This window comes from Sphingobacterium sp. GW821-FHT03E03 (genome assembly GCF_059420745.1).
Genome location: NZ_JBWKUH010000021.1, coordinates 43,196 through 67,808, shown reverse-complemented (window position 1 = coordinate 67,808; position 24,613 = coordinate 43,196). Strand labels below are relative to the sequence as shown.

Annotated in this window: 23 protein-coding genes; 9 read left to right on the top strand and 14 right to left on the bottom strand. The window is 39.5% G+C overall.

The window, feature by feature from the left end:
- Positions 1 to 597: 597 nt before the first annotated feature.
- Positions 598 to 1,071, top strand: a complete 474-nt coding sequence (locus AC07UV_RS19455) for a hypothetical protein (protein ID WP_495184953.1) — start codon at positions 598 to 600, stop codon at positions 1,069 to 1,071.
- On the opposite strand, the gene AC07UV_RS19450 is transcribed toward AC07UV_RS19455, so the two are convergent.
- Genes AC07UV_RS19450 through AC07UV_RS19440 form a run of 3 tightly spaced genes read right to left on the bottom strand, consistent with a single transcriptional unit; the run spans position 1,072 to position 3,852 of the window.
- Positions 1,072 to 1,848: an enoyl-CoA hydratase/isomerase family protein gene (locus AC07UV_RS19450; protein ID WP_495184952.1), complete on the bottom strand. Its 777-nt coding sequence runs from the start codon at positions 1,846 to 1,848 to the stop codon at positions 1,072 to 1,074. It abuts the gene before it with no gap.
- A gap of 9 nt (positions 1,849 to 1,857) precedes the next feature.
- Entirely contained in the window at positions 1,858 to 2,697 is an 840-nt protein-coding gene (locus AC07UV_RS19445) for a hydroxymethylglutaryl-CoA lyase (RefSeq protein WP_495184951.1), read from the bottom strand.
- A 6-nt stretch (positions 2,698 to 2,703) separates the two neighbouring features.
- The gene (locus tag AC07UV_RS19440) at positions 2,704 to 3,852 is read right to left on the bottom strand and encodes an acyl-CoA dehydrogenase family protein (RefSeq protein WP_282255471.1); all 1,149 of its coding nucleotides are present in this window, start codon (positions 3,850 to 3,852) and stop codon (positions 2,704 to 2,706) included.
- 153 nt (positions 3,853 to 4,005) lie between these two features.
- Here AC07UV_RS19440 and AC07UV_RS19435 point away from each other — a divergent pair, with 153 nt between their 5' ends.
- Positions 4,006 to 5,613 carry an acyl-CoA carboxylase subunit beta gene (locus AC07UV_RS19435; RefSeq protein WP_495184950.1) on the top strand — a complete coding sequence of 536 codons (1,608 nt, stop codon included), beginning with the start codon at positions 4,006 to 4,008 and terminating at the stop codon, positions 5,611 to 5,613.
- Positions 5,614 to 5,824: 211 nt separating this feature from the next.
- Here AC07UV_RS19435 and AC07UV_RS19430 read toward each other — a convergent pair whose 3' ends face one another.
- The 4 genes from AC07UV_RS19430 to AC07UV_RS19415 all read right to left on the bottom strand — a co-directional run bounded on the left by AC07UV_RS19430 (position 5,825) and on the right by AC07UV_RS19415 (position 8,915).
- Positions 5,825 to 6,484, bottom strand: coding sequence for a 3-oxoacid CoA-transferase subunit B (locus AC07UV_RS19430; protein ID WP_495184949.1), 660 nt, complete (start codon positions 6,482 to 6,484; stop codon positions 5,825 to 5,827).
- 3 nt (positions 6,485 to 6,487) lie between these two features.
- Positions 6,488 to 7,189 carry a CoA transferase subunit A gene (locus AC07UV_RS19425; protein WP_282255474.1) on the bottom strand — a complete coding sequence of 234 codons (702 nt, stop codon included), beginning with the start codon at positions 7,187 to 7,189 and terminating at the stop codon, positions 6,488 to 6,490.
- A 153-nt stretch (positions 7,190 to 7,342) separates the two neighbouring features.
- Positions 7,343 to 7,696 (bottom strand): acetyl-coenzyme A synthetase N-terminal domain-containing protein, encoded by a 354-nt coding sequence (locus tag AC07UV_RS19420; RefSeq protein ID WP_282255475.1) that lies wholly within the window; start codon positions 7,694 to 7,696, stop codon positions 7,343 to 7,345.
- A gap of 172 nt (positions 7,697 to 7,868) precedes the next feature.
- Positions 7,869 to 8,915, bottom strand: coding sequence for a 2Fe-2S iron-sulfur cluster-binding protein (locus AC07UV_RS19415; RefSeq protein ID WP_495184948.1), 1,047 nt, complete (start codon positions 8,913 to 8,915; stop codon positions 7,869 to 7,871).
- A gap of 177 nt (positions 8,916 to 9,092) precedes the next feature.
- On the opposite strand from AC07UV_RS19415, the gene AC07UV_RS19410 reads away from it, so the two are divergent.
- On the top strand, positions 9,093 to 9,809 hold the full coding sequence (locus tag AC07UV_RS19410; protein ID WP_120258413.1) for a superoxide dismutase: 717 nt from the start codon (positions 9,093 to 9,095) through the stop codon (positions 9,807 to 9,809).
- A 65-nt stretch (positions 9,810 to 9,874) separates the two neighbouring features.
- Here the strand turns inward: AC07UV_RS19410 and AC07UV_RS19405 are convergent, their stop codons facing one another.
- Both AC07UV_RS19405 and pyrE read right to left on the bottom strand, forming a co-directional pair.
- Positions 9,875 to 10,273 carry an SRPBCC family protein gene (locus AC07UV_RS19405; protein ID WP_282255478.1) on the bottom strand — a complete coding sequence of 133 codons (399 nt, stop codon included), beginning with the start codon at positions 10,271 to 10,273 and terminating at the stop codon, positions 9,875 to 9,877.
- A gap of 19 nt (positions 10,274 to 10,292) precedes the next feature.
- Positions 10,293 to 10,943: an orotate phosphoribosyltransferase gene (gene pyrE / locus AC07UV_RS19400; RefSeq protein WP_495184947.1), complete on the bottom strand. Its 651-nt coding sequence runs from the start codon at positions 10,941 to 10,943 to the stop codon at positions 10,293 to 10,295.
- 22 nt (positions 10,944 to 10,965) lie between these two features.
- Here pyrE and AC07UV_RS19395 point away from each other — a divergent pair, with 22 nt between their 5' ends.
- From AC07UV_RS19395 to gloA2, 4 genes are all read left to right on the top strand, one after another.
- Positions 10,966 to 11,553: an NUDIX domain-containing protein gene (locus tag AC07UV_RS19395; RefSeq protein WP_282255481.1), complete on the top strand. Its 588-nt coding sequence runs from the start codon at positions 10,966 to 10,968 to the stop codon at positions 11,551 to 11,553.
- Positions 11,554 to 11,610: 57 nt separating this feature from the next.
- Positions 11,611 to 12,327: a 3-ketoacyl-ACP reductase gene (locus tag AC07UV_RS19390; protein WP_495184946.1), complete on the top strand. Its 717-nt coding sequence runs from the start codon at positions 11,611 to 11,613 to the stop codon at positions 12,325 to 12,327.
- A gap of 117 nt (positions 12,328 to 12,444) precedes the next feature.
- Positions 12,445 to 13,506 (top strand): NADH:flavin oxidoreductase/NADH oxidase, encoded by a 1,062-nt coding sequence (locus tag AC07UV_RS19385; protein ID WP_282255483.1) that lies wholly within the window; start codon positions 12,445 to 12,447, stop codon positions 13,504 to 13,506.
- Positions 13,503 to 13,895, top strand: a complete 393-nt coding sequence (gene gloA2 / locus AC07UV_RS19380; RefSeq protein ID WP_282255484.1) for an SMU1112c/YaeR family gloxylase I-like metalloprotein — start codon at positions 13,503 to 13,505, stop codon at positions 13,893 to 13,895. The genes AC07UV_RS19385 and gloA2 overlap by 4 nt, the downstream gene beginning before the upstream one ends.
- A 57-nt stretch (positions 13,896 to 13,952) precedes the next feature.
- On the opposite strand, the gene infB is transcribed toward gloA2, so the two are convergent.
- From infB to AC07UV_RS19360, 4 genes are all read right to left on the bottom strand, one after another.
- Positions 13,953 to 17,099 carry a translation initiation factor IF-2 gene (gene infB, locus AC07UV_RS19375; RefSeq protein ID WP_495184945.1) on the bottom strand — a complete coding sequence of 1,049 codons (3,147 nt, stop codon included), beginning with the start codon at positions 17,097 to 17,099 and terminating at the stop codon, positions 13,953 to 13,955.
- 103 nt (positions 17,100 to 17,202) lie between these two features.
- Positions 17,203 to 18,444, bottom strand: coding sequence for a transcription termination factor NusA (gene nusA, locus AC07UV_RS19370; protein ID WP_120258421.1), 1,242 nt, complete (start codon positions 18,442 to 18,444; stop codon positions 17,203 to 17,205).
- Between the two features lie 5 nt (positions 18,445 to 18,449).
- Positions 18,450 to 18,914: a ribosome assembly cofactor RimP gene (rimP, locus tag AC07UV_RS19365; RefSeq protein ID WP_495184944.1), complete on the bottom strand. Its 465-nt coding sequence runs from the start codon at positions 18,912 to 18,914 to the stop codon at positions 18,450 to 18,452.
- Between the two features lie 139 nt (positions 18,915 to 19,053).
- On the bottom strand, positions 19,054 to 19,830 hold the full coding sequence (locus AC07UV_RS19360) for an XRE family transcriptional regulator (protein WP_120258423.1): 777 nt from the start codon (positions 19,828 to 19,830) through the stop codon (positions 19,054 to 19,056).
- A 103-nt stretch (positions 19,831 to 19,933) separates the two neighbouring features.
- On the opposite strand from AC07UV_RS19360, the gene AC07UV_RS19355 reads away from it, so the two are divergent.
- Positions 19,934 to 20,257, top strand: coding sequence for a GIY-YIG nuclease family protein (locus AC07UV_RS19355; protein ID WP_495184943.1), 324 nt, complete (start codon positions 19,934 to 19,936; stop codon positions 20,255 to 20,257).
- Positions 20,258 to 20,357: 100 nt separating this feature from the next.
- Here the strand turns inward: AC07UV_RS19355 and AC07UV_RS19350 are convergent, their stop codons facing one another.
- Positions 20,358 to 22,607, bottom strand: coding sequence for a penicillin-binding protein 1A (locus AC07UV_RS19350; RefSeq protein ID WP_495184942.1), 2,250 nt, complete (start codon positions 22,605 to 22,607; stop codon positions 20,358 to 20,360).
- Positions 22,608 to 23,121: 514 nt separating this feature from the next.
- On the opposite strand from AC07UV_RS19350, the gene rpoN reads away from it, so the two are divergent.
- Positions 23,122 to 24,588 (top strand): RNA polymerase factor sigma-54, encoded by a 1,467-nt coding sequence (rpoN, locus tag AC07UV_RS19345; RefSeq protein ID WP_282255492.1) that lies wholly within the window; start codon positions 23,122 to 23,124, stop codon positions 24,586 to 24,588.
- Positions 24,589 to 24,613 lie beyond the last annotated feature (25 nt).

Here is a 24,613-nt window from a genome sequence, read left to right as displayed (position 1 = left end):
AAAAAGGAAACAATAAGTTCATATAAAAACCATATTTACACTGATAAAAAGATAATTAAATAAAAAAATTATGAAATTCATAATGAAAAAACAAGGTCAGAACACATTATTTTCGCGCATACCTAAAACCGCTTCAATACGAAAAACTTAAAATTAGCGTCTTAAAAACACTTTTTCATTCCAATGAAGGAAAGTTACAATTACTAGCAAAAAGTCTCTCAAATCGCTTAAAAAACATCAAAAACCACATATCACACAACCTAAGCACCAAAGTAAGTTAAAATTGGAATTTGCCACCCCATCTTTGAGCTAATCTCTCTATACAATCTGGCCAAAAACCGCATCTGCAGGGCTCAGAAGCTAATTAACCTTAAGTTAACACTGACCACGAGACAATCTTAAATAATTAATAATCAACATTATAAAAATACTATATAAACAAAATAATCATATTAAATTCAAACCTCATTTTATCATCTTCTCATTCAACGATAGAACTCAGCAATCATTTTTGCCCGAATCTGCTTCGCAGTCACCACAATAATCAGTTGGCTGAAGTGTTTTTTTAATATATTTTATGTTCATCTTTGTATCGCTATGACTTCTATTTACGCCTTTATTTTAGCATTACACTCCACCTGGCGATGGATTGTTTTGATCATTCTTATAGTTAGTTTATTACGTTTTGCTTATCAAAAAAAGAAGAGACTCCCCTTCACCCCTACCGATAATTTTTTAAAAAAGGCCGTCATTATTGCTTTTTATATGCAGGTATTAATGGGTATCATACTCTATATATTAAGTCCGATCACACAATATTTTCTAACACATTTCAAAACGGCTATACACTTACGACAGATCCGTTTTTTCGGAATGGAGCATAGCAGCATGATGATTCTCGCAGCAATCTTTCTGCTCATTGGTAGTCTAAAAAGCAAAAACGCCGATACAAATGATCGACGTTTTAAAATTTTACTCATTTGGTTTGGTCTCGCTTTATTGATCGTGTTAAGTTCTATTCCCTGGGAATTTTCTCCTTTGACCAGTAGACCAAGTTTCCGTTCTTTTTGATCAGCTATTCTTCCACTCTCCTTTTCGTTTATCACGCATTGCCGCCATCCCTTCTCTAAAGTCTGCTGTCTGACGAAGTTTAGCAAGCTCATCCAAAAGAAACGCATATTTATCCGTCAACGAATTTTCTTTCAATTTACGAAGCGCCCCAAACCCCTTTGTAATAGCCAAGGGTGCATTCGCTACAATAGTTCTTTTCAATGTATCTAATTCGGCCTCCTCTGGCTCCAAAATTGCATAAAGCAACTCCTTTTCCAGCGCCTCTTCTGCCGAGAAAGACCGACCTTGAATACAAAGATCCATTGCTTTACGTTCGGGCATATACTCCAGGAGCAACGCCAATACCTGAAAAGGGAAAAGACCGATCTTCACTTCCGGCAACGAGAATCGCACGTGCGGCATAGCAAACAAATAAGTACAGGACAGGGCAATTAAAAACCCACCTGCAATCACATCACCCCTAACGACACATATCGACGGTTTATCTAAATTAGCAAACAGTTCGGCAAGCGATTTCTCTACCTTGGGAATCCGAGGATTAACTTCATCAACCAACGGGTCTTCAAAAGCTTTCAGATCCATCCCGGCACAAAATACTGGTCCTTCGGCTTCAACCTGTATCAGACGAATCTCCGGATCCGAATTGGCTAATGCCAAAGCATAGGCAATCTCACTCACCATGGTAGGACTAAAAGCATTCCTTTTCTCCGATCGCGCAAGCGTCAATATAAACACATGCTGTTCGCGTTGTACCTTTATGAAATTCAATTTTTCCATTTATTCTATCTACAAGATCATCTGTCTAAAGCTCTCCTCCAAGGTCATCTTTTCTATCAAACTCCCCCTACCGAAAATATCCAGCAAAATTTCCGAAGGAATATTTCCGACCAAATCATCTTTGGCAAATGGACATCCACCGTAACCCAACAATGCCCCTTCAAACTTACGGCAGCCGGCATCGTAGGCAGCCTGAACCTTTGCAAGGCTATCTTCCCGCCTTGCATGAAAATGCGCTCCTATAGCGAGCTGCGGATAACGCATAAGGACAAGACCGAAGAGATCGGTAATCTGTCCGACATTCGCCTCTGAAGTCGTATCCGCCAGAGAAAATTCGGCTACACCAAGCTGCATAAGCCGATCGATCCATTCTTCGACCAGATCTACTGACCAGAGGTCACCATATGGATTGCCAAAAGCCATGCTGATATACACCACTAATGTCTTACCATAGGTATCAGCCAAGGTTTTCATTTCCTTCAATTGCTGATAAGAATCATCCAGCCCCCTATTCGTATTGCGCAACTGAAAGGTTTCTGATATAGAAAAAGGATAACCTATAAAATCTATTTTCTCCTCCTGAACAGCCTCTTGGACACCTCTCAGATTGGCGACAATTGCCAATAACTTTACCCGATCATTATTCAAAACACCATTCAGGACTTCTTTTGTGTCCGCCAACTGCGGAACCGCTTTTGGAGAAACAAACGAACCAAAATCAATCACATCAAATAAGCCACTTTCTATCAACGTATTGATATGTTTGACCTTCTTATCTGTCGCAATAAAATTATGCAGCCCCTGAATGGCATCTCGTGGGCAATCGACCAATTCAACCGGATCTTTCATATTATACTATAAAATATCTTTCTCAATTTCGCGGGCAATCACCATCTTTTGGATACTGGAAGTCCCCTCACCTATTGTACATAATTTGGCATCACGAAAGAACTTCTCTGCAGGATAATCTTTTGTAAAACCATATCCACCAAAAATCTGTACAGATTCATTTGAAACACTTACTGCTGCTTCAGAAGCATACAGTTTGGCCATCGCGCCAATTTTGGATACGCGTTCACCATGATCTTTGAGATAACCCGCTTGACGAGTCAATAGCTCACTGGCCTCCACTTGAGTAGCCATATCTGCCAGGGCAAATGAAACAGCCTGAAAATCGTAGATCTTTTTACCAAACTGCTCTCTTTCATGTGCATATTTTAACGCACATTCATAAGCACCACGTGCAATACCCAAAGACAGGGCCGCAATGGAGATTCTTCCCCCATCCAAAAGCTTCAGAGCCTGCACAAATCCTTGACCTTCCTCACCGATGAGCTGATCGCGATGAATCCTACAGTTATCAAAAAATAAACATGCCGTCTCCGAAGCACGCATGCCTAATTTATTCTCTTTTTTTCCTGCAGTAAAGCCTGGCGTGTCCTTTTCAACGATAAAAGCGGACATTCCTTTTTTATCACCCTTTTGCCCCGTCCGAGCGATCACAACAGCGACACTCGAACTAATGGCATGAGTAATAAAATTCTTCGAACCATTCAACACATAGTAATCTCCATCCCTTTCAGCAAAGGTGGTCATACCACCGGCATCCGAGCCTGAGCCAGTCTCTGTAAGGCCCCAAGCACCAATCCATTCCGCAGTAGCTAATTTCGGAAGATAGCGTTTCTTCTGTTCTTCATTAGCAAAACTCAAAATATGATTGGTACATAATGAGTTATGCGCCGCCACCGAAAGTCCGATCGATCCACAAACTTTGGAGATTTCATCCAGCACGGTGATATACTCCTGATAACCTAGGCCCGAACCTCCGTATTCCTCTGGAACGATAACGCCCATGAAACCATGTTCACCTAATTTTTTAAAAACTTCTATTGGAAATAGTTGGGCTTCATCCCATTCCATCACATAAGGTTTGATATGATACTGTGCAAAATCGCGTGCACTCTGTCTGATCATATCCATTTGTTGTTTATTTTCAATAAACATAAGCATGAATATTAAATTTACAATCGGTAATACAATTCAAATATATCAAAATATTTAGGAATAAAATTGCAAATATTTTAAAATTTTATTTTAAATTTATCTAAAAATAAGAAATTCTTAATCATATCGCTTTTTAAACCAGAATTATAAACTATGAAGGAGCTGCTCGCATTACTTCGCCAAAAAAGAGAAAATTTAAAACTCGGTGGTGGCATCGATAAAATCAAAAAACTTAAAGAGAAGGGTAAGCTGTCGGCATGGGAAAGAATAGCATACTTACTAGATCCAGACCGGGAATACCTCGAAATAGGCATGTTTGCTGGAGAGGGTATGTACACTGAACACGGAGGCTGCACCAATGCCGGCTGTGCAGCGGTATTGGGTTATGTTAAATCCAAACTTTGCGTTATCGTTTCCAACGACGCCACAGTAAAAGCTGGAGCCTGGTTTCCAATCTCGGCAAAGAAAAATCTTCGTGCACAGGAAATCGCCATGGAAAACAACCTTCCGATAATATATCTGGTGGATTCCGCGGGTGTTTTTCTACCGATGCAAGATGAAATCTTCCCCGACAAAGAACACTTTGGACGAATATTCCGTAATAATGCACGCATGTCTTCCATGGGTATTCCGCAGATTGCCGCGATCATGGGCAGCTGTGTCGCAGGTGGAGCCTACTTACCCATCATGTCGGACTATGCTTTCATTGTTGAAGGTACTGGATCTGTATTCCTAGCTGGCCCCTATTTGGTTAAATCCGCTATTGGGGAAACAGTAGATGCCGAAACACTCGGTGGCGCTTCCACACATTCCGAAATATCAGGTGTTACGGACAATAAGTTCCCCGACGACCAAAGTTGTCTCACAGCAATTAAAAACGTAATTGATAAAATCGGTGGTCATGCAAAAGCAAATTTCAATCGGAAAGAAAGCCTGCCTCCAAAAACAGACCCCGAAAAAATTATAGAAATTCTTCCGGAAGATCGAACCAAACCTTACCGTATGCAAGACATCCTCGAAGCGATTGTTGATGCAGAAACACTGGAGGAGTATAAACCCGATTATGGCAAAACCATTATATGCGCACTTGCACGTGTAGATGGATGGGCTGTGGGTATCGTCGCCAACCAACGGGAAATCATTAAAGCGAAGAAACCCGGTAATGCGATGGAAATGCAAATGGGTGGCGTTATCTATAGTGACTCCGCAGACAAAACTGCACGCTTTATTATGAACTGCAACCAACAAAACATACCGCTTGTCTTCTTTCAGGATGTCACCGGATTTATGGTCGGCAGCCGATCCGAACAAGGTGGAATTATTAAAGATGGCGCCAAAATGGTCAATGCAATGGCAAATTCCGTTGTACCCAAATTTACGTTCATCGTAGGAAATAGCTACGGAGCAGGAAATTACGCGATGTGCGGTAAGGCTTATGATCCTCGGTTGATCTATGCTTGGCCAAGCGCTCAGATGGCCGTCATGAGTGGCGCCGCAGCTGGCAAAACGCTATTTCAAATCCAGGAGTCAGCATTAAAAGCCAAAGGGAAGGAAATCAATGAAGAAGAAAAGAATATACTATTGAAATCCATTGAAGACCGATATAATGAGCAATTAAGTCCCTACTATGCCGCTGCCCGACTTTGGGTAGATGGAATTATTGCCCCTGCGGAAACTAGAAAAGTCATCAGCATGGGAATAGAAGCCGCTAATGAAAAGCCTATTGTCGAACGATACAATGTTGGGGTAATTCAGGTATAAGTATAATACGAAAAACGTTCAGACGACAATAACTGCCTCAGTAATAATAAAGCGCTCCTGTATTGCATGATACAGGAGCGCTTTATTTAAAGGGTTCCACGAACCTTTTATTGTTTATACCTTCACCATATTTTACTGATGATTTCAAATTCAGCCATCCCCACTTTATTTTATTGTGCTACAAATCCCTTTAATTGTAGCATTTTTTTTCTTAAAAAACCATTTCGGGTATATTTTCATCGGCAATTAATTTTCCGGCGGTTGCAGTTCTTATTTCATCAACACTTACACCTGGGGCTCTTTCTAAAAGCTGGAAACCTCCGTCTGGTAGAATTTCGTAAACACCTAATTCAGTGACAATTTTCTTTATGCACTTTACGCCTGTTAATGGAAGTGTACACTCCGGGAGAAGTTTACTTTCACCACTTTTATTAACTTGTTGCATGGCAACGATAATATTTTTGGCAGAGGCGACAAGATCCATGGCGCCGCCCATTCCTTTTACCATTTTTCCAGGGATCTTCCAGTTAGCGATATCACCGTTTTCGGAAACTTCCATGGCTCCTAAAATGGTTAAATCTACTTTTTGGGCTCTAATCATCCCAAAACTTAGTGCTGAATCGAAAACTGCAGAACCTGGCAATGTGGTAATGGTTTGCTTGCCTGCATTAATCAAATCTGGATCTTCGCTGCCTTCGAAAGGAAAAGGTCCCATCCCCAAAAGTCCATTCTCGGATTGCAGAACCACATTAACGCCTGCTGGAATGTAATTCGCTACCAAAGTTGGAATTCCTATACCTAGGTTAACGTAACTATTATTTTTAATTTCTTTTGCAATACGTTGTGCAATTTGTTCTTTAGATAGTGCCATAATTTAGTTTTTAGGTCTTACGGTTCTTTGCTCGATTCTCTTTTCGTAATGTTCTCCCTGGAAAATTCTGTGCACATAAATTCCCGGAGTATGAATTTCGTCTGGATTTAGTTCGCCAATCTCTACCAACTCCTCGACTTCGGCAATGGTTATTTTACCAGCCATAGCCATTACAGGATTAAAGTTTCTAGCTGTAGAACGAAAGATAAGATTGCCTGCTTTGTCGCCTTTCCACGCTTTAACAATAGCAAAATCGGCATCGAAAGCATATTCCAAAAGATAATCTTTGCCTTTAAAGTTTCTCACTTCTTTGCCTTCACCTATTTCGGTTCCAACTCCTGCTGGTGTATAAATAGCTGGCATTCCGTATCCTGCAGCCATACAACGTGTCGCCAAAGTGCCCTGCGGGATTAGTTCTACTTCCAATTCTCCGCTTAGAAGCTGCCTTTCGAATTCGGCGTTTTCGCCAACGTAAGATGAAATCATTTTTTTGATTTGCTTTTTTTGTAAAAGTAAGCCTAAACCAAAATTATCCACACCCGCATTATTAGAAATACAGGTTAAATCTTTCACTTCTTTTTTTACCAGCTCGGCAATAGAATTTTCGGGAATGCCACAAAGCCCGAAGCCACCTAACATTATGGTCATTCCGTCTTCGATGCCATTGCAGGCTTCTTGTACATTTTTTACTGTTTTATCTATCATTATTAGCGTTATTGGGTTAAAAGTATTTCAAACTGATGTTTGATTTTATCATGAATTGGGTTTCCTAAATCAACTGAATAACATTGGCCATATCCTCTTTGCTTACCATCTCCACCCTCGTATGTATGCAACCTAATCATAATGGTTGTGAAATTAACGTTGAAGGTACCCATTGGAATGTGCAAATGCGTTGGTATCTGTACCCGTTTCACTGCGAAATACATGTTCATTGTAATTTAATGTCGATCCACTAAACCACTTCGATCCAAAAAAGCTATTGCTGTTCGCTGGATAAGCGAATACACTGCTAAAACCTAAATGAAATTTTATAGTCAAGTAAGTTGCAACATCCAGCCAAAAATCAGCAATAGTTGAAGTTGACCATGCCCATAGATCATGATAAGACGCGAAGGATAATTGATATCGCTGTTCGATATACTGTTTGAATTTATTGATCTCAGATTGAGATTTTTGTTCTTCTATCGGGCTCCAGAGTAATTTTCCCATAATAGTTGGATATAAAAAACGGTTATACCCAAACTTAGCTAAATTTGCTTTTATATGCAATTTTAATTGCAGCGCATAGCAGAACAAATAGATAATAATAAATATTATATTAAAATATTATTCGGGAATACACGCGATTAATCAAATAAACGAGATAAATACAGCCTATTTTTTAAAGTATCTCAATTTCTGTCCCTTCAACAGTAGGGTGGCCGGTGCATAATAAGATCCGCCCATTTTCCATTTCGCGATCGGTTAACACTTCGTTATAATCCATTCGGACTTTCCCCTTGGAACATTGTGAGATACATGTACTGCACATGCCAGATTTGCAAGAATAAGGTAGCTTGATTTTATGCTCCAATCCTACATCCAGAATAGATTTATTATAAGGGATCTCAAGATCATAGCTTTCGCCTTGAAAATGTAATTTGATTCGATAGGATGTGGTATCAATCTCTTTTTCAGATTCATCGTCATCATCCTCTTCATTTTCAGGCAATAAAAATGTTTCTCTTTTAATCTGATTGGCATCGAAGCCCATACCCAAAAGTGTAAAACGACATAAATCCATATAAATCACTGGTCCGCACGTATAAAATAGTGCTTCCTCTTTTTCCCCCACAAGATGATCTTTGACAATGGAAAGAATATAATCCCTGTTCAGGCGGGCTTTCATCAGATATTTGCTGTTGGAATAAATCCAGACAATTGTTAAACGATCTGGGAATTGCATGGCCCATTCCTCTAGCTCCTCACGGAATGGCGTTTGATCAGAGGCACTGTTGCTATATATCAATACCACCTTAGACTTATCTTCAACAAGTAGCGCAGTTTTAAGAATGGAATACAAAGGTGTTATACCAATACCTGCTGCAAATAGAAACAAAGTTCTTACTTTATGCGCATCAGGTTCATAAGTAAATAATCCCTGTGGTTCCATGGCCTGAACAATATCCCCTTCGGCAATAGTATGATGAAGCAATCTTGATATCTCTCCATTTTCCACACGTTTTACGGTAATACTTAATGGCTCGTCATAATCCGGCGAACTATTAAAAGAATAGGAACGACGAACCTCCCGATCACCAAACATAAATGAAAGTGTAATAAATTGTCCCGCTTTGTATCTGGGATAGTCGCCCGCAAGAGATTCCAACTGAAAAGTAATATTATTATTGGGTTGGGGAATTATCTTTGCTATTTGTAATGCGTACATAGTTCAAATATACTGTCGAATTTTGGCTTACACAAATGTAAAAACCAGAATGGAAATAGGCTTTTTCAGATACAATTTATAACAATTTTGTTGTATTACAATTGGCAGACAATTCTTGTACAATATTTGTAGAATTTCACGTTATATTTATATCGAAACTTATTATAATAAGATTATATGCAAACACGCAGAAACTTCCTTCAAAATGCAGCAAAAGCCACATTGGGTATTGCTGTATCTGGATCAATATTACAAGATATTGCTTCCGCGAAAGCAACTGAATTAAATGCCGCTACCTTAAAGTTTTCCCAAGTAAAGTTACCTTTCAGTTATGCCGCATTGGAGCCTAATATTGACGCCTTGACGATGGAAATCCATTATACAAAGCATCATATGGCCTATATCAATGCTGTCAACGAAGCTATTGTTGCTGAGGCGATCAAAGAAACTTCAGAGGAACAGCTTTTAGCTAATATATCCAAATATTCCCCGAAAGCCAGAAATAACGCTGGCGGAGCCTGGAATCACAATTTCTTTTGGGAAAGCCTGTCCGACAAAGCTAGTCAACCATCAGAAAAATTGCTGACGATGATCAATAAGTCCTTTGGCTCATTAGACAAATTTAAGGAGCAATTCGCTGCCGCAGCGACAAGCCGCTTCGGTTCAGGCTGGGCCTGGTTGATTCTTGACGATTCGGGGAACCTAAAAATAACTTCTACACCAAATCAGGATAATCCATTAATGGATGTTGCTGAAGTAAAAGGTATCCCAGTTTTGGGACTCGACGTTTGGGAACATGCTTATTACTTACATTATCAAAACAAGAGAGCGGACTATATTAAAAATTGGTGGAATGTCGTCAATTGGAAAAAAGTAAATGAGCGACTCGCATAATAATATAAAAAAAGCTCGATCTAAAGATCGAGCTTTTTTTATATTATATTCCGCAATAAGACCTACTATCCCAATACAGTTTTAAGTTTGTTTACCTGAAAGTCAATCAGTTTCTGAAGAGGCCCTGATGCGATCATTTTCATCATCATATTCAGATCTGCATCAATTATAAATGTAGCTTTTGTCACAATATCTGATACTGCTTGCAGTTCCCAACGCAATGTAACCTCAAAAGGAGCTTTTTCAGAAGGAATCAGTTTGATCAATTGATTTTCCACACGCTCATCCACTCTTAACGCTAATTTTGCCATATTTTGAATGGTAAATCGCGCTTCGTCCGATGTTGAAGACCAATTATAGATATTTTCAGGCATTAACTGCTCATGATTATTGAGATCGGTTAAAAAAGCAAATACCTCACCGACATTTCTGTTGATTTCTGTTGTGTTCTGAATAGTAGTCATAACGGTAAATTATTCATCTTTATTGAAAATTTTCACCCCATCCTGCAGGGTTCAATCGCCATTTTTTCAAAATTTCAACATCTTCCTCCAATACGTAACCATTTTCAGCGGCGACTTGAATCAGAGCATCGTAGTTACACAAGCTGAAATAAGGACATTTTGCATCAGCAAAATTATCAGTCGCTTGTTGTAATCCGTACGTAAATATGGAAACCAATCCAACAACATTACAACCCGCTTCACGCAATGCTTTGACCGCGATCAAGCTGCTTTTTCCTGTCGAAATTAGATCTTCAACTACAACTACACGCTGCCCACTAACGACTTCACCTTCAATCATATTTTGACGTCCATGATCTTTAGCTGAGCTTCTAACATAAGAAAATGGTAAGCCCAAATCCTGTGCTACCAACACGCCTTGTGGAATACCTGCCGTAGCAACTCCAGAAATCATATCTACAGATCCAAACTCTTCTTGAATAAGCTTAGAAAGCTTCTGACGAATATACGTGCGTATCGCTGGATGAGATAAAGTGATACGGTTATCACAGTAAATTGGAGACTTCCAACCCGACGCCCAAGTAAAAGGACTTTTAGGTTGCAATTTTATTGCTTTAATTTGCAATAAGGATTCAGCAACTTTTTGTTCAACCTCATTTAAATTATTCATGGCGCAAATTTATAAAATTTATATGAACGAAACCGTGCTAATTTTAGCCGATTTTGTTCCTTCGAAAACCGAAAACACGCAAACAATTAGTATTCAAGACATTGAACTTCAAAAACTTTTCAAACAATCTGAAATTGATAAAGTTCCAAAGACATATCTCTACGTCAATAGGGATTTCGAAACCGTATTTCAAAACCTAAAAAGCAAGTTAAAAATCATTAAAGCTGCTGGTGGACTGGTTAAAAACGGTGATGGTGATTACCTTTTTATCTACCGCTTGGGTAAATGGGACCTCCCGAAGGGCAAAGTTGAAGACAATGAAAAGATGAAAGAAGCCGCTGTACGTGAAGTAGAAGAAGAATGTGGTATTAAAATCAACTATTTAGGTAAAAAGATCATCACATCCTATCATACATACTATCTACGTAATGGAGAATTTGTATTAAAGGCAACCAATTGGTATGAAATGGGCGTTAATAAAGTTCCGAAATTAATACCACAAACAGCTGAAGACATTACAAAGGCAGAATGGCGCCCTGTAGATCAATTTGATGAAGTCCGGGCCAATACCTATCCGATTATAGAAAATATCATTAAAAAAGTGAAATAGGCCGTCTTTTGAGGTTCATTTGACAGTAATCCATGAGATCATTCTTACTTTTATACTATGGAAAATATAACAGGAAAAAGGGCCTTAGTGACAGGTGGAGCAAAAGGGCTTGGGAAAGCCGTTGCTGTTGCATTGGCTAAAGAAGGCGTACACGTTGCGATCACAGGAAGAAACGAAACAGCATTGAAGCAGACTGCTGATGAGCTTAAAACGTTAGGCACACAAGTTACCTATGCTGTATTTGATGTGTCAGATAACGTGGCTGTACAGCAGGGAATTAATAATCTCAATGAAACCTTTGGCAACTTTGATATTCTTATCAACAATGCGGGCATATCTTCCTTCTCCACTGTAATGGATATGGAGGTGCAAGACTGGACTGCGATTATCAATGTTAATCTATTGGGAACTTATTTTGTTACAAAAGCAGTCCTGCCACAACTAATTGAAAAAAATCAGGGTGATATTGTCATGGTCTCTTCTACAGCTGGATTGAATGGGGCAGCTACGACTTCAGCATATAGTGCTTCAAAATTTGGTGTTATTGGATTTGCAGATTCATTGATGCGTGAAGTACGTAAAAATAACATTCGGGTCTGTACCCTAATGCCAAGTACCATTGCATCGGATATGTCCAAAGATCTCGGTCTGACAGACGGTGACCCCGAAAAAGTATTACAACCAGAAGATTTCGCGGAACTAATTATCGCGAATTTAAAATTGCCTAGAAGAGCGATGTTAAAATCAGCCTCTTTATGGTCTACAAATCCATAAAAACCACTATTGCGAGCCTTCAGCGTTGTTAAAGGCTCGCAATAGAATTATTTGTGATCTATCACCACCGTCCTTAGACAGGAGCTCACTACATCCGTCTAATATAAACAAGAAATTATGAGTAAACTATTTTCATCGATAAACATCGGTTCCTTAAACCTGAAAAATCGCTTAGTTGTTTCCCCTATGTGCCAATATTCTGCTGAAGATGGTTTTGCAAACAACTGGCATCTTGTCCACCTTGGTCAATTTGCCATTGGAGGCGCAGCAGCAGTCATACAGGAAGCAACAGCCATCGCACCCGAAGGTAGAATCAGCTATGGAGACCTTGGAATATGGGATGACCAGCATATTGACAAACTAAAAGAGATAACAGCTTTTATCAAAGCAAATGATGCCGTCCCCGGTATTCAGCTCGCGCATGCCGGCCGCAAAGCCAGTAGCAACAAGCCCTGGCTTGGTCGTGGTCAATTTGCACCTTCAGAAGCCCTAGGATGGCAGACTGTCGCGCCATCTGCACTGGCTTTCCATTCGGGAGATTACGTCCCCAAAGAGCTTAAAATAAATGAGATTGAAGAAATCATCGAAAAGTTTGGACAAGCTGCCAAAAGAGCCATCCAAGCTGGTTACGAAATCATCGAACTCCACGCAGCACATGGTTACCTCATCCACCAGTTTCTCTCCCCTTTGTGCAACCTACGAACAGACCGGTTTGGTGGTACATTTGAAAATAGAATACGCTTCCTGCTGGAGATCATCAAACGGGTAAAACAGGAAATATCAACGCAAAGTCTATGGGTACGTATTTCTGCGACAGATTGGGCCCCAGATGGCTGGGATCTGGATCAATCCATAGCCTTATCACAGCTCTTGACCGAGCAGGGAATTGATATCATTGATGTATCGAGCGGTGGAGCAGTTTCCCATCAAAAAATTGATGTCGGCCCTGCCTATCAACTTCCATTCGCCCTCGCGATCAAAGAAAAAACTGGAAGTAAAACGGCTACTGTCGGAATTATTAAAACAGCAACTCAGGCCGCCGATATTATTGAGAAAGATCAGGCGGATTTAATTATGATCGCTCGGAGTTTTTTAAATGATCCACATCTCCCATTACACTTTGCAAAAGAATTATCCGTAGACATCCCCTGGCCAAAACAATACGAAAGAGCAAAATGAAATTAAGCTTAAACAAAATACATCATATTGCGATCATATGTAGCAATTATCAGCAGTCGAAAAAATTCTATACCGAAATCCTCGGCCTTGAAATCTGGCAGGAACATTATCGGCAAGAGCGGGATTCATACAAATTGGATTTAAAACTCAACGAAACCTACATCATTGAACTATTTTCCTTTCCCTCCCCCCCTAATAGACCTAGTTTTCCTGAAGCTGCTGGTTTAAGACATTTAGCTTTTGAAGTCGATAATCTGGATACGGAAATACATAAATTAGAACAGGCGGGTATCGCACATGAAGGGATAAGGATCGACGAACTAACACAAAAAAGATTCACTTTCTTTGCCGACCCCGATCAGCTTCCGATAGAACTTTACGAACGTTAAAACAAAAAAAGCGTTGATTTTCATCAACGCTTTTTTATTATGTCGTAAATCGGAATATTACAGTTTACGTTTTACTTCTACTTGTTCGTAAGCCTCTACGATATCACCTACCTGGATGTCGTTGAAACGGTCAATGTTCAAACCACACTCGTAACCTTGTGCAACCTCTTTGACGTCGTCTTTAAAACGTTTCAGGGAAGCCAATCTACCTGTATGGATAACCACACCTTCTCTGATTATGCGGATATCATTATTTCTATTGATTTTACCTTCTCTAACCATACATCCCGCAATGGTACCCACTTTAGAGATTTTAAATGTTTCCCTAATTTCAACCTCAGCGACAATTTTCTCTTCAAATTTCGGAGCCAACATACCTTCCATCGCAGATTTAATCTCTTCGATAGCATCATAGATGATAGAGTATAGACGAACGTCGATTTGCTCATTCTCAGCCAATTTACGTGCATTTTGTGTTGGACGTACTTGGAAACCAATGATGATCGCGTCAGAAGCAGATGCCAATAATACATCTGATTCAGAGATCGCACCTACTGATTTATGGATAATATTTACTTGGATCTCATCTGTTGACAATTTCAACAATGAATCTGATAATGCTTCAATAGAACCATCCACATCACCTTTTACGATAATATTAAGTTCCTTAAAGTTACCGATAGCCAAACGACGACCGATCTCATCCAAGGTAATATGTTTCGTTGCACGCATACCTTGTTCACGTTGTAACTGAAGGCGTTTGTTTGCTACAGTTCTAGCCTCAGATTCGCTTTCAAGAACATAAAGCTTATCCCCAGCTGTAGGTGCTCCAGCCATACCTAAAATCTGTACAGGTACAGAAGGTCCCGCTTCTTTAACACGTTCGCCTCTTTCATTGGTTAGCGCTTTCACCTTACCAGAATGCGAACCTGCCAAAATTGGATCTCCGACACGAAGCGTACCTCCTTGAATCAATACTGTAGTTACAATACCACGGCCTTTGTCCAACGCTGCCTCGATCACCGAACCAACAGCACGTTTTTTCGGATCAGCTTTCAAATCCAACATTTCAGCTTCCAGAAGAACTTTTTCTAAAAGAAGATCAACATTTTCCCCAGTTTTCGCAGAAATCTCTTGCGCTTGGAACTTACCGCCCCAATCCTCAACTAAGATATTCATTGCAGAAAGCTGCTCACGGATACGATCAGGATTTGCACCAGGTTTATCCACCTTCGTAAATGCAAATACGATTGGTACACCTGCTGCTTGTGCGTGATTGATGGCCTCTTTCGTTTGTGGCATGACTGCGTCATCCGCCGCAACAACGATAATAACGATATCTGTTACTTTGGCACCACGTGCACGCATCGCCGTAAAGGCTTCGTGACCCGGTGTATCCAAAAATGTAATTTTACGATCATCATCCAATTTCACCGCGTATGCACCAATATGCTGTGTGATACCACCCGCCTCACCAGAAGTAACGTTTGCTTTACGGATATAATCTAACAAAGATGTTTTACCGTGGTCAACGTGTCCCATTACTGTTACGATTGGAGCTCTAGGCACCAAATTCGCTTCAGTATCTGCTTCCTCTAGTTCCGCAGTTTCCTCATCTTCAGGTTTAATAAATTCAACTTGATAGCCAAACTCATCTGCTACGATAGTCAAAGTTTCCGCATCTAGACGTTGGTTGATAGACACAAACATACCTAAACTCATACAAGTCGCGATAATCTGTGTTACTTGAACGTCCATCAAATTTGCTAGCTCATTTGCTGTAACAAATTCTGTGACACGCAATACCTTCGCCATCAATTCTTGCTCCATTGCAGCTTCTTCCGCATGTTGAGCGACATCATCACGTTTCTGACGTCTCAACTTCGCACGTTGTGCAAACTTACCGGATTTACCCGCTCCACTTAAACGAGCAAGTGTTGCTTTGATTTGATCTTGGATTTCCTTTTCAGAAGGTTCTTCTTTATTCTCAACAGGTCTTCCTTTTCCTCTATTGTCAAAACGACCATGTTGCGGTCTTGCTCCACCTTGTCCTGGTCTACCTTGATGCTGGTTGTTTCCACCTTGCCCTGGTCTGCCTGGATGCTGGTTGTTTTGTCCGGGACGGTTGTTCGGAGTGTTGTTGTTTCCTTGATTGCCACCTCTGTTCCCTTGTTGGTCACGGTTGTGGTTATTATTTCCATCACGAGGACCACGGTTCTGGTTGTTATGACCCTGACCTTGTCCCGCATTCGGATTTACTGGACCAATTGGATTCGTGCGCTTACGTTTACGTTTCTCATTATTATTTCCAGCATTTGAAGATGATGCCACAGGTTTGTGCGAAGGTCTAGCAGAAGGCAATTCAATCTTACCAATTACTTTAGGACCAGTCAATCTTTCTGCACGAGCAGAAATAATATCATCTCCTTCTTTTTTCACAGGCTCCACTTTTGGAGTTACTGGTACAGCAGCTTTAGGTGCTGTTTCGTCTTTTTTCTTTTCTTCTACCTTCACAGGTTCGGTTTTTGTCTCTACAACCGGAGTTGCTTTTACTTCAGTTTTATCTACTTCAGGTTTGGGAGCTTCTACCCGAGGTGCCACGACTTCGGTTTTTTGCGCTATAACCTTTGGTTCTTCTTTTTTCGCTTCGATGACCGGAGCTTTAACTTCGGCTTCTTTCTGCTCTACTACTTTCTCTACGACCTTAGTCTCTACAGGTGTGTCATGCGTAATTTTAGGTTCCTCCTTGGAAGACTCCTCTTTTTTAGGCTTGTTACCACCTCTATTCAGGGCATCAAGATCAATTTTGCCAACCACTTTCATACCACCTTGATGAACAGGTTCCTCAGGCTTGGCAGGAGTGACTTCTTTGACAGATGGGATTTCTACAGTATTCTTAACCAAGATTTCTTTTGGTTCCTCATGTTCTTCAAAATCCTCATTTCTAGACGATTCTTTAGGAGAAGTGGACGGCGACTCCTCACGACGAATTTTGCCAATAACAATTTGTTTAGCTTCATCTTTCAGTGATTTGTCTCCCTGAAACTCTTTTAACAGCACACCATACATCTCTCCGCTCAATTTAGTGTTAGGCTTTGCTTCTACATCATATCCTTTTTTCACTAAACATTCCACGGCAGTATGTATCCCGATGTTGAGTTCCTTTGCTGCTTTAAGCAAGTTTGTTCCTTTTCCTTCAGTCATCTATAATATAAACTATTTTAATATAATTACAAAAATATGTTTTTTTCCATCCATAAACAATTTATTCCGAATGTTAGATAGAAAAAAATTAACAAGCTGAATTTTATTCAAATTCAGCCTGCAATATACGTAGGATATCACGAATGGTATCTTCTTCCAAATCGGTACGCCTAACGAGCTCTTCCTCACTGAGTGATAAAACAGATTTTGCAGAATCCAAACCTACACGCTTCAATTCATCAATAACCCAGCTTTCAATTTCATCGCTGAATTCTTCGATATCCACATCCTCATCAAATTCATCATTCTCACGATAAACATCAATCTCATAACCAGTCAATTTACCAGCCAATTTAATATTATGTCCACCACGGCCAATTGCTAACGAAACCTGATCCGATTTTAAGTATACAGCAGCGGTTTTATTTTCCTCATCAATCTTAATTGAACTGATTCGAGCAGGGCTCAAAGCACGGGCAATATATAAGGAATGGTTTGTAGTGAAATTGATAACATCAATATTCTCATTACGCAATTCACGAACGATACCGTGAATACGTGATCCTTTCATACCCACACACGCTCCAACTGGATCGATACGGTCATCATAAGACTCCACTGCCACTTTAGCACGCTCTCCTGGTTCACGGACAATTTTCTTGATCGTAATCAAACCATCAAAGATCTCAGGGACCTCAAGTTCAAACAAACGTTGTAAAAACGCCGGTGCAGTACGTGAGATAATGATTTTCGGATTGTTGTTCATCATATCTACTTTATGAACCACCGCGCGAATACCATCACCTTTTTTGAAATAATCAGCAGGGATTTGTTCCGATTTAGGCAAAATCAATTCATTACCATCTTCATCCAATACCAAGATCTCTTTCTTCCAGATCTGATAAACCTCACCAATAACCAGCTCTCCTTCTCTATCTTTATATTTCTTAAAGACTTCGTCTTTCTCAAGTTCTAATACCTTAGAAACAAGCGTTTGACGAGCAGCTAAAATAGCACGACGTCCAAAGCTTTCCAAAGTGATCTGTTCGATAAAATCATCACCTACTTCAAGGTCCTCATCATGTTTTCGTGCTTCCGCCAACTCGATTTCAAGATCATCATCCTCAGAAAATTCATCTTCAACAACGACACGCGTTCTCCAAATCTCCAAATCCCCGTTATCTGGATTCACGATAACATCCACATTTTCATCCGTACCGAAACGACGACGGATCATACTACGAAAAACCTCTTCCAATACTGTAATGACCGTAGGTCTATCGATATTCTTAAACTCCTTAAACTCCTGAAAAGAGTCTATCAGATTGATGTTGCTGTTACTCATTATTTTTAAAATGAAATTACCACTTTTGTTGCTTTTATTTGATCAAAAGGAAGTTCTTTTTCCACCTCTTGCGCTTTTTTACCTTTTTCTTTTACTTTTTGAAGAATGCTAATCTTTGTCTCATCCACCGTCAATAAGGTCCCTTCGATTTTTGTATTATCATCCAACTTGACCTGTACAGTACGGCCTATATTTTTTTGATATTGCCGATTATTAACAAAATTTGAATCGATACCTGGAGACGAAACCTCCAAACGATAAGCATTATCAACGACATTTTCCTCCTCCAAATGAAAACCGACATGGCGGCTCACTTGTGCACAATCATCAATATTAACACCGTTATCCCCGTCTAAGAGGATCTCCAAAATCTTATTTGGACGCATCTTTACACTAACAATAAACAAATCCTCGCGATCTGCTATTTTTTCCTCTATGAGTTCAATGACTCTTTTTTCTACATCTTGCATTGTTCTACTGCCTAGAATGCTAAATTAATTGTATTAAAAAAAGGGGGCAATACGAGCCCCCTTCCTTTCAGATATGCAAATATAGTATTTTATAAAATAAAAAACAAATACCCCAACAGCAACGGGAGTATTTTTTCTATTATTTTGAATTATCAACAACTGCATTAATTGTTTTTTGCATCTGTGCCATCATACTGGTTAATGTTTCCATTGTTGGCTCAGGAGTCGGCTCTGGCAGCTGAGTACTAATAAAAGCTTTTGCCCGCCAAACCTCTAAAATATCGGGGGTCTCAACCCAGTATGGTTCGTAGGTTTTATTATCAGAAACAAGCTTTAAACCTTTATCCTCTTTAAATTTAAATGCAATACGCTTATAGACAACTCCCTCCTCCCGGGATACAACAACATAGGTATGTCCCGGCTTTATATCGTGCCAATTTTCGACATACTCCGCCACAATAATGGACCCTGAGGGTAAAGGTAACATCGAATCGCCCTTAATCTCAAAAGCTCGAAAAGTCCCCTGTCCAAACATGGGTAGTGAAAACTTAGGAAGCTCAGCCACATACTCCGGATCACCATAACCATTTAAGTAACCCGCACTTGCTTTAACCGGCACTAACTCGATGTTTTCACGATCATTGCCATCAACAGTCACACTTAATACCCTGAGATTTGACGCATTGCTTTTAGGTACAGGCTTCCACTTTTCATCAATCACATCATTCGCCAATTCATCCATGGTTAATCCATAAAACTCGGCAATTTTTTTTAGTAATTCATATTTAGGTTCCGCTCTATCTTCCTCATAAGCACCTACAGAAGCGCGTTTAATCTCCATGATATCAGCAAATTGCTGCTGCGTAATTTTCTTTCCTTTTCGAAGGAATTTCAAGTTGGACGAAATATTTGACATATTATTTTCTCAAAAAAAATATTTTGCAAAAACTAAATTTATTAGTAATATTGTGCCAATAAAATTAGTAAATAAAATTTAAACATCCAAATAATTTAGCATTATGAGCAATTTTATTGTATATATATTAACAGACAACAACAGAAGATACTTTGAAATCGACTTCACATCCAATATGTTTAGCACAGTAATGGAGCTTCAACAAGCCAATAGCTTTATTCTTCAACAGGGTCCCCATTTAAATAGAATCATCTATTCTGAAGCTTTTTCAAAATTAGCATGCGCAAAAAGAAGAATGAACGAATTGCAAAATTTCACACGCATGCAGATAGAACGAGTTATTCGCAAGAATAATCCTAACTGGAATAACCTCTACCCGCAACAGCACCAAGCCTACCCAAAGAGAAACACCAATTACGCGGCCTAGCTATACATAATAGGACAAAAAAAGCCACCCAATTCTCATTAGGCAGCTTGCTATTTGTTATTTTGTTATAGATCCAAAAGAGGATAAACGCTTTATTAATTTAGGTTGATGAGGTATTCTCTAACGCTCCTGTGTTTTCACCGGCACCACCTTCATTATTATTGCGTTCAGAAGCTCCACCCTCTGTAGACTCTTCTTCAGGCCCAATAAACCCCTCGTCCGTCTGCTCTTCAACATTTGTTGAATCACTTTGTTCTGGCTCCGGATCGCTATAACGCGGTGTCTCACATTTATAGGATTTCGTGATTTCGACCGTAGATTCAGGGAATTTACCCTGTGTATAGCCCAGTTGCTTGTCCTTATAAACAGATTCTAAAAATACACCAAATATAGGCAAGGCTGTACGTGAACCTTCGCCAGTATGCGAATTCTTAAAGTGTATACTTCTTTCATCACACCCAACCCAGATTCCAGTGACTAAATCCTTAGTCACCCCCATATACCAACCATCAACATATTCTGAGGAAGTTCCAGTTTTCCCACCAATTTCATTTTCTTTATCAAAAAGATCCCATTCCCACAAGCCTTGCGATGTACCTCTTGGCTCTTCCATCCCACCTCTCAACATATAGGTCATCAACCAAGCATCCTGCTTATCGACCACCTGTTTGCGTTCCGCCTGAAAAGTGGCAATCACATTTCCATCATGGTCTTCAATTTTAGAAACCAGTATCGGTGTTACCCGCTCACCATGGTTCATCATCGTAGAATAACCGTTAACCATCTCAAATACCGACACATCATTAGGTCCCAATCCAACAGACGCTACTGGATTTAGCTTACTTGTAATACCACAGCGCTGAGCAGCATCCACTACCTTTGCAGGTGTCACCATGTCCGTCAACTGAACAGTAACCGAATTGATGGATCTAGCCATAGCATGGCGCAAAGACATCTCCCGATAGGAAAAATTCCAATCTGCATTTTTAGGTTCCCATACTTCAACAGAATCCCCTTTATCAATCTTTATTGTAACAGGTTTATCCGTAATCTTATCGCAAGGTGACATTCCAGACTCTAAAGCTGCCAAATAAACGAAAGGTTTAAATGTCGAACCCGCTTGTCGTTTCGCCTGCATCACGTGATCATATTTAAAATATTGATGATCTATCCCCCCTACCCAAGCTTTAATTTCGCCCGAATAAGGATCCATCGACATCATTCCCGCATTCAACATCATCGCATAATATTTCAGGGAGTCCATCGTAGACATTTCCTTTTCAATCTTACCATTATCCTTCCAATTGTAGACTTCCATTTTTTTCTTCTTATTCAAGAAGAAATTGATACTATCTGGAGTATTGGCATATTTTTTACTCAGAAACTCATAGTAAGGTGTTTTCTTAGCTAGGTTCTCCAAAAAGTTTGGGATCACTTTTCCGGAAAGATCACGCCATGGCTCCTGGCCATCCCAAGTATTGTTTAAACGTTGCTGTAATTCCGTCATCTGTTTTGCTACAGCCTCTTCAGCGTGCTTCTGAAGCTTAGAGTTGATGGTTGTATAAATCTTCAACCCATCGGTATAGATATCGTAATTATTCTCTTCAGCCCATTTTTCCAACCATTTAGCTACAGCCGTACGTAGGTATGAATCCCCTCCGGCATTCACATCTTGATTATTGGTATTCAAAATTATCTTTTCTTTAACCAGCGCATCATACTCTTCTTTTTTCAGAAAGCCACCCTTATGCATTTGGCTCAATACCGTATTTTTGCGGTCAAATGCCTTTTCCGGATTTCTGATCGGGTTATATAAGGTCGTTCCCTTTAACATACCAATCAATACAGCCGCTTCATTTTGATTCAATTGATTTGCTCCTTTTGAAAAATAACGTTTTGCAGCGGTTTCTATACCATATGCATTATTGCTAAAAGAAACTGTATTAAGGTACATTTCTAAAATTTGGTTCTTCGTATACCTTTGCTCAAGCTTATAAGCGGTCATCCACTCTTTAAATTTGGTAATGACCAAGCCTGCAACAGGCAAACGTGTCAATAGTCCCCCCGCCTTATTATAACGGGTGCGGTAAAGATTCTTAGCAAGCTGCTGCGTTATCGTACTCGCTCCACGTTTATCTCCCTTTAATGTTGAAACAATGCCTGAACCAAGCCCCAAAAAGTCAACACCATTGTGCTGATAGAAACGCACATCCTCGGTTGCTATCAATGCATTGATAACAGTTTTAGGAATACTGTCAAAAGGGATTGGATTTCTATCCTCGTCAAAATATCGTCCTATCAATACACTATCAGCAGTATACAGCTCTGTCGAAATATTGACACTTGGCATAATGATATCTTTTTTTGTAGGCGAGTAGCCAAAAAGCCACAAAAAATTAAGTTGTATAGCACAAACCAAAACTATAACGAAATATATTGCAATAACGAGATAACGAAGAATCCGATTCTTAATACGTCTAAACATAAATGGAAATTTATCTTATATTCAACATATTGAATCATCAAAAGGTTTTATCCCCCACCCAATATGCGTTTATATCTGTTTCAGGGGCTAAATATACAACTAAATAAATGTCCCTAACCAACTATTTACATTTTTTAACAATAAAAAACCAGCATGTATTTGAGCGGAGACAATTGACAAAAAACACCCCGTACATGACTTGCTATTTCCAATTTATGGAATTAAAACAACAAAAAAATGAAGAAGGACGTTGTTTAGATCAATAAGTTAGTCGCTAGGTTCCGCAAATATTATACCTACTTTTGATTTATTATCTATTTTATTTTAAAATAATAATGATATTTGTTTAAATTTAGATGTAAACTAGTCAACTATTAGCATGTTAAAACAGACATTACAACAAAAGCTATTACAAAAACTGTCTCCACAACAAATTCAATTTATTAAATTGTTGCAGGTACCAACAGTTTCATTAGATGCCAGAATAAAAGAAGAATTAGAAGAAAACCCCGCTTTAGAAGATGGTAGCTTGACTAATATGACCGATCCAATAGAAGAATATCCAGATAAAGATCCGGATGACAACTTTGATAACGAAGAAGGATTCGATTCAGATGATTTCAGTTTGGAAGACTATATACAAGAAGACGACTACAAAGATTACGGAAATGGATATGATTACGGTGATGACGACGATGAAAGAAAAGAAATGCCCGTTGCCATTCAACATTCATTCTATGAACAATTACAACAACAATTAGACCTCCTCGCTTTAGATGATAAGCACTTTTTAGTGGGCCAACAGATTATCGGCAGTCTGGATGACGACGGGTACTTAAGACGTCCGATCATCAATCTGGTAGATGACCTGGCCTTTGGTCAAAATGTAATGACCGAAGAACATGAAGTGTTAGAAATGCTAAAAGTGATTCAAGATTTTGAGCCTGCAGGAATTGGTGCCAGAGATTTACAAGAATGTCTTTTGATACAGTTACAAAAAAAAGACACGAACAATCCAACCATTAAACTTGCTATTAAAGTCGTCTCCAATTATTTGGACGAGTTCACTAAAAAGCACTATGACAAACTAGAGAAATCGTTAGGCGTATCTTCTGAGGACTTGAAAAATGTCGTCAATGAAATCTTAAAGCTCAACCCCAAACCAGGTGACTCTGGTGCAGTAGCCGGAAAACAACTCCATATCATCCCAGACTTTCATATCAGCAACAATGATAGCATCCTGCATTTAACTCTGAATGGACGTAATGCACCAGAACTCCGCATAAGCAGGGATTATCAGCACATGTTTGAACATTACGAAAAATCCGATCAAAAGGACAAGAAAATGAAGGAAGCGGTACAGTTTGTCAAACAAAAACTCGATTCTGCAAAATGGTTTATTGACGCAATCAAACAACGTCAACAGACACTGCTCAAGACAATGAATGCCATCATGGAATACCAATACGATTATTTTCTTACTGGAGATGACCGTAAATTGAAACCCATGATCTTAAAGGATATCGCGGATAAGATCGACATGGATATCTCAACCGTTTCCCGTGTGGCAAATTCTAAATATGTGCAAACAGAATTTGGGACATTTCTATTAAAATCATTTTTCTCTGAGGCAATACAAACAGACTCCGGGGAGGAAGTTTCGAATAAAGAGGTCAAGAAAATACTTGAAGAGTGCATTGCAAAAGAAAACAAGCGCAAACCACTTGCCGATGAGAAATTGACCGAGATTCTCAAAGAAAAAGGTTACAATATTGCTCGCAGAACGGTAGCTAAATACCGGGAAGCATTAAACATACCGGTTGCAAGATTACGAAAAGAGCTCTAAGAGCTCTTTTTGTTTTTCGGGTGAC

Coding starts and splice junctions, on each gene's coding strand:
- AC07UV_RS19455 (WP_495184953.1), top strand. CDS start 598: ATGACTTCTATTTACGCCTTTATTTTAGCATTACACTCCACCTGGCGA.
- AC07UV_RS19450 (WP_495184952.1), bottom strand. CDS start 1,848: ATGGAAAAATTGAATTTCATAAAGGTACAACGCGAACAGCATGTGTTT.
- AC07UV_RS19445 (WP_495184951.1), bottom strand. CDS start 2,697: ATGAAAGATCCGGTTGAATTGGTCGATTGCCCACGAGATGCCATTCAG.
- AC07UV_RS19440 (WP_282255471.1), bottom strand. CDS start 3,852: ATGTTTATTGAAAATAAACAACAAATGGATATGATCAGACAGAGTGCA.
- AC07UV_RS19435 (WP_495184950.1), top strand. CDS start 4,006: ATGAAGGAGCTGCTCGCATTACTTCGCCAAAAAAGAGAAAATTTAAAA.
- AC07UV_RS19430 (WP_495184949.1), bottom strand. CDS start 6,484: ATGGCACTATCTAAAGAACAAATTGCACAACGTATTGCAAAAGAAATT.
- AC07UV_RS19425 (WP_282255474.1), bottom strand. CDS start 7,189: ATGATAGATAAAACAGTAAAAAATGTACAAGAAGCCTGCAATGGCATC.
- AC07UV_RS19420 (WP_282255475.1), bottom strand. CDS start 7,696: ATGGGAAAATTACTCTGGAGCCCGATAGAAGAACAAAAATCTCAATCT.
- AC07UV_RS19415 (WP_495184948.1), bottom strand. CDS start 8,915: ATGTACGCATTACAAATAGCAAAGATAATTCCCCAACCCAATAATAAT.
- AC07UV_RS19410 (WP_120258413.1), top strand. CDS start 9,093: ATGCAAACACGCAGAAACTTCCTTCAAAATGCAGCAAAAGCCACATTG.
- AC07UV_RS19405 (WP_282255478.1), bottom strand. CDS start 10,273: ATGACTACTATTCAGAACACAACAGAAATCAACAGAAATGTCGGTGAG.
- pyrE (WP_495184947.1), bottom strand. CDS start 10,943: ATGAATAATTTAAATGAGGTTGAACAAAAAGTTGCTGAATCCTTATTG.
- AC07UV_RS19395 (WP_282255481.1), top strand. CDS start 10,966: ATGAACGAAACCGTGCTAATTTTAGCCGATTTTGTTCCTTCGAAAACC.
- AC07UV_RS19390 (WP_495184946.1), top strand. CDS start 11,611: ATGGAAAATATAACAGGAAAAAGGGCCTTAGTGACAGGTGGAGCAAAA.
- AC07UV_RS19385 (WP_282255483.1), top strand. CDS start 12,445: ATGAGTAAACTATTTTCATCGATAAACATCGGTTCCTTAAACCTGAAA.
- gloA2 (WP_282255484.1), top strand. CDS start 13,503: ATGAAATTAAGCTTAAACAAAATACATCATATTGCGATCATATGTAGC.
- infB (WP_495184945.1), bottom strand. CDS start 17,099: ATGACTGAAGGAAAAGGAACAAACTTGCTTAAAGCAGCAAAGGAACTC.
- nusA (WP_120258421.1), bottom strand. CDS start 18,444: ATGAGTAACAGCAACATCAATCTGATAGACTCTTTTCAGGAGTTTAAG.
- rimP (WP_495184944.1), bottom strand. CDS start 18,914: ATGCAAGATGTAGAAAAAAGAGTCATTGAACTCATAGAGGAAAAAATA.
- AC07UV_RS19360 (WP_120258423.1), bottom strand. CDS start 19,830: ATGTCAAATATTTCGTCCAACTTGAAATTCCTTCGAAAAGGAAAGAAA.
- AC07UV_RS19355 (WP_495184943.1), top strand. CDS start 19,934: ATGAGCAATTTTATTGTATATATATTAACAGACAACAACAGAAGATAC.
- AC07UV_RS19350 (WP_495184942.1), bottom strand. CDS start 22,607: ATGCCAAGTGTCAATATTTCGACAGAGCTGTATACTGCTGATAGTGTA.
- rpoN (WP_282255492.1), top strand. CDS start 23,122: ATGTTAAAACAGACATTACAACAAAAGCTATTACAAAAACTGTCTCCA.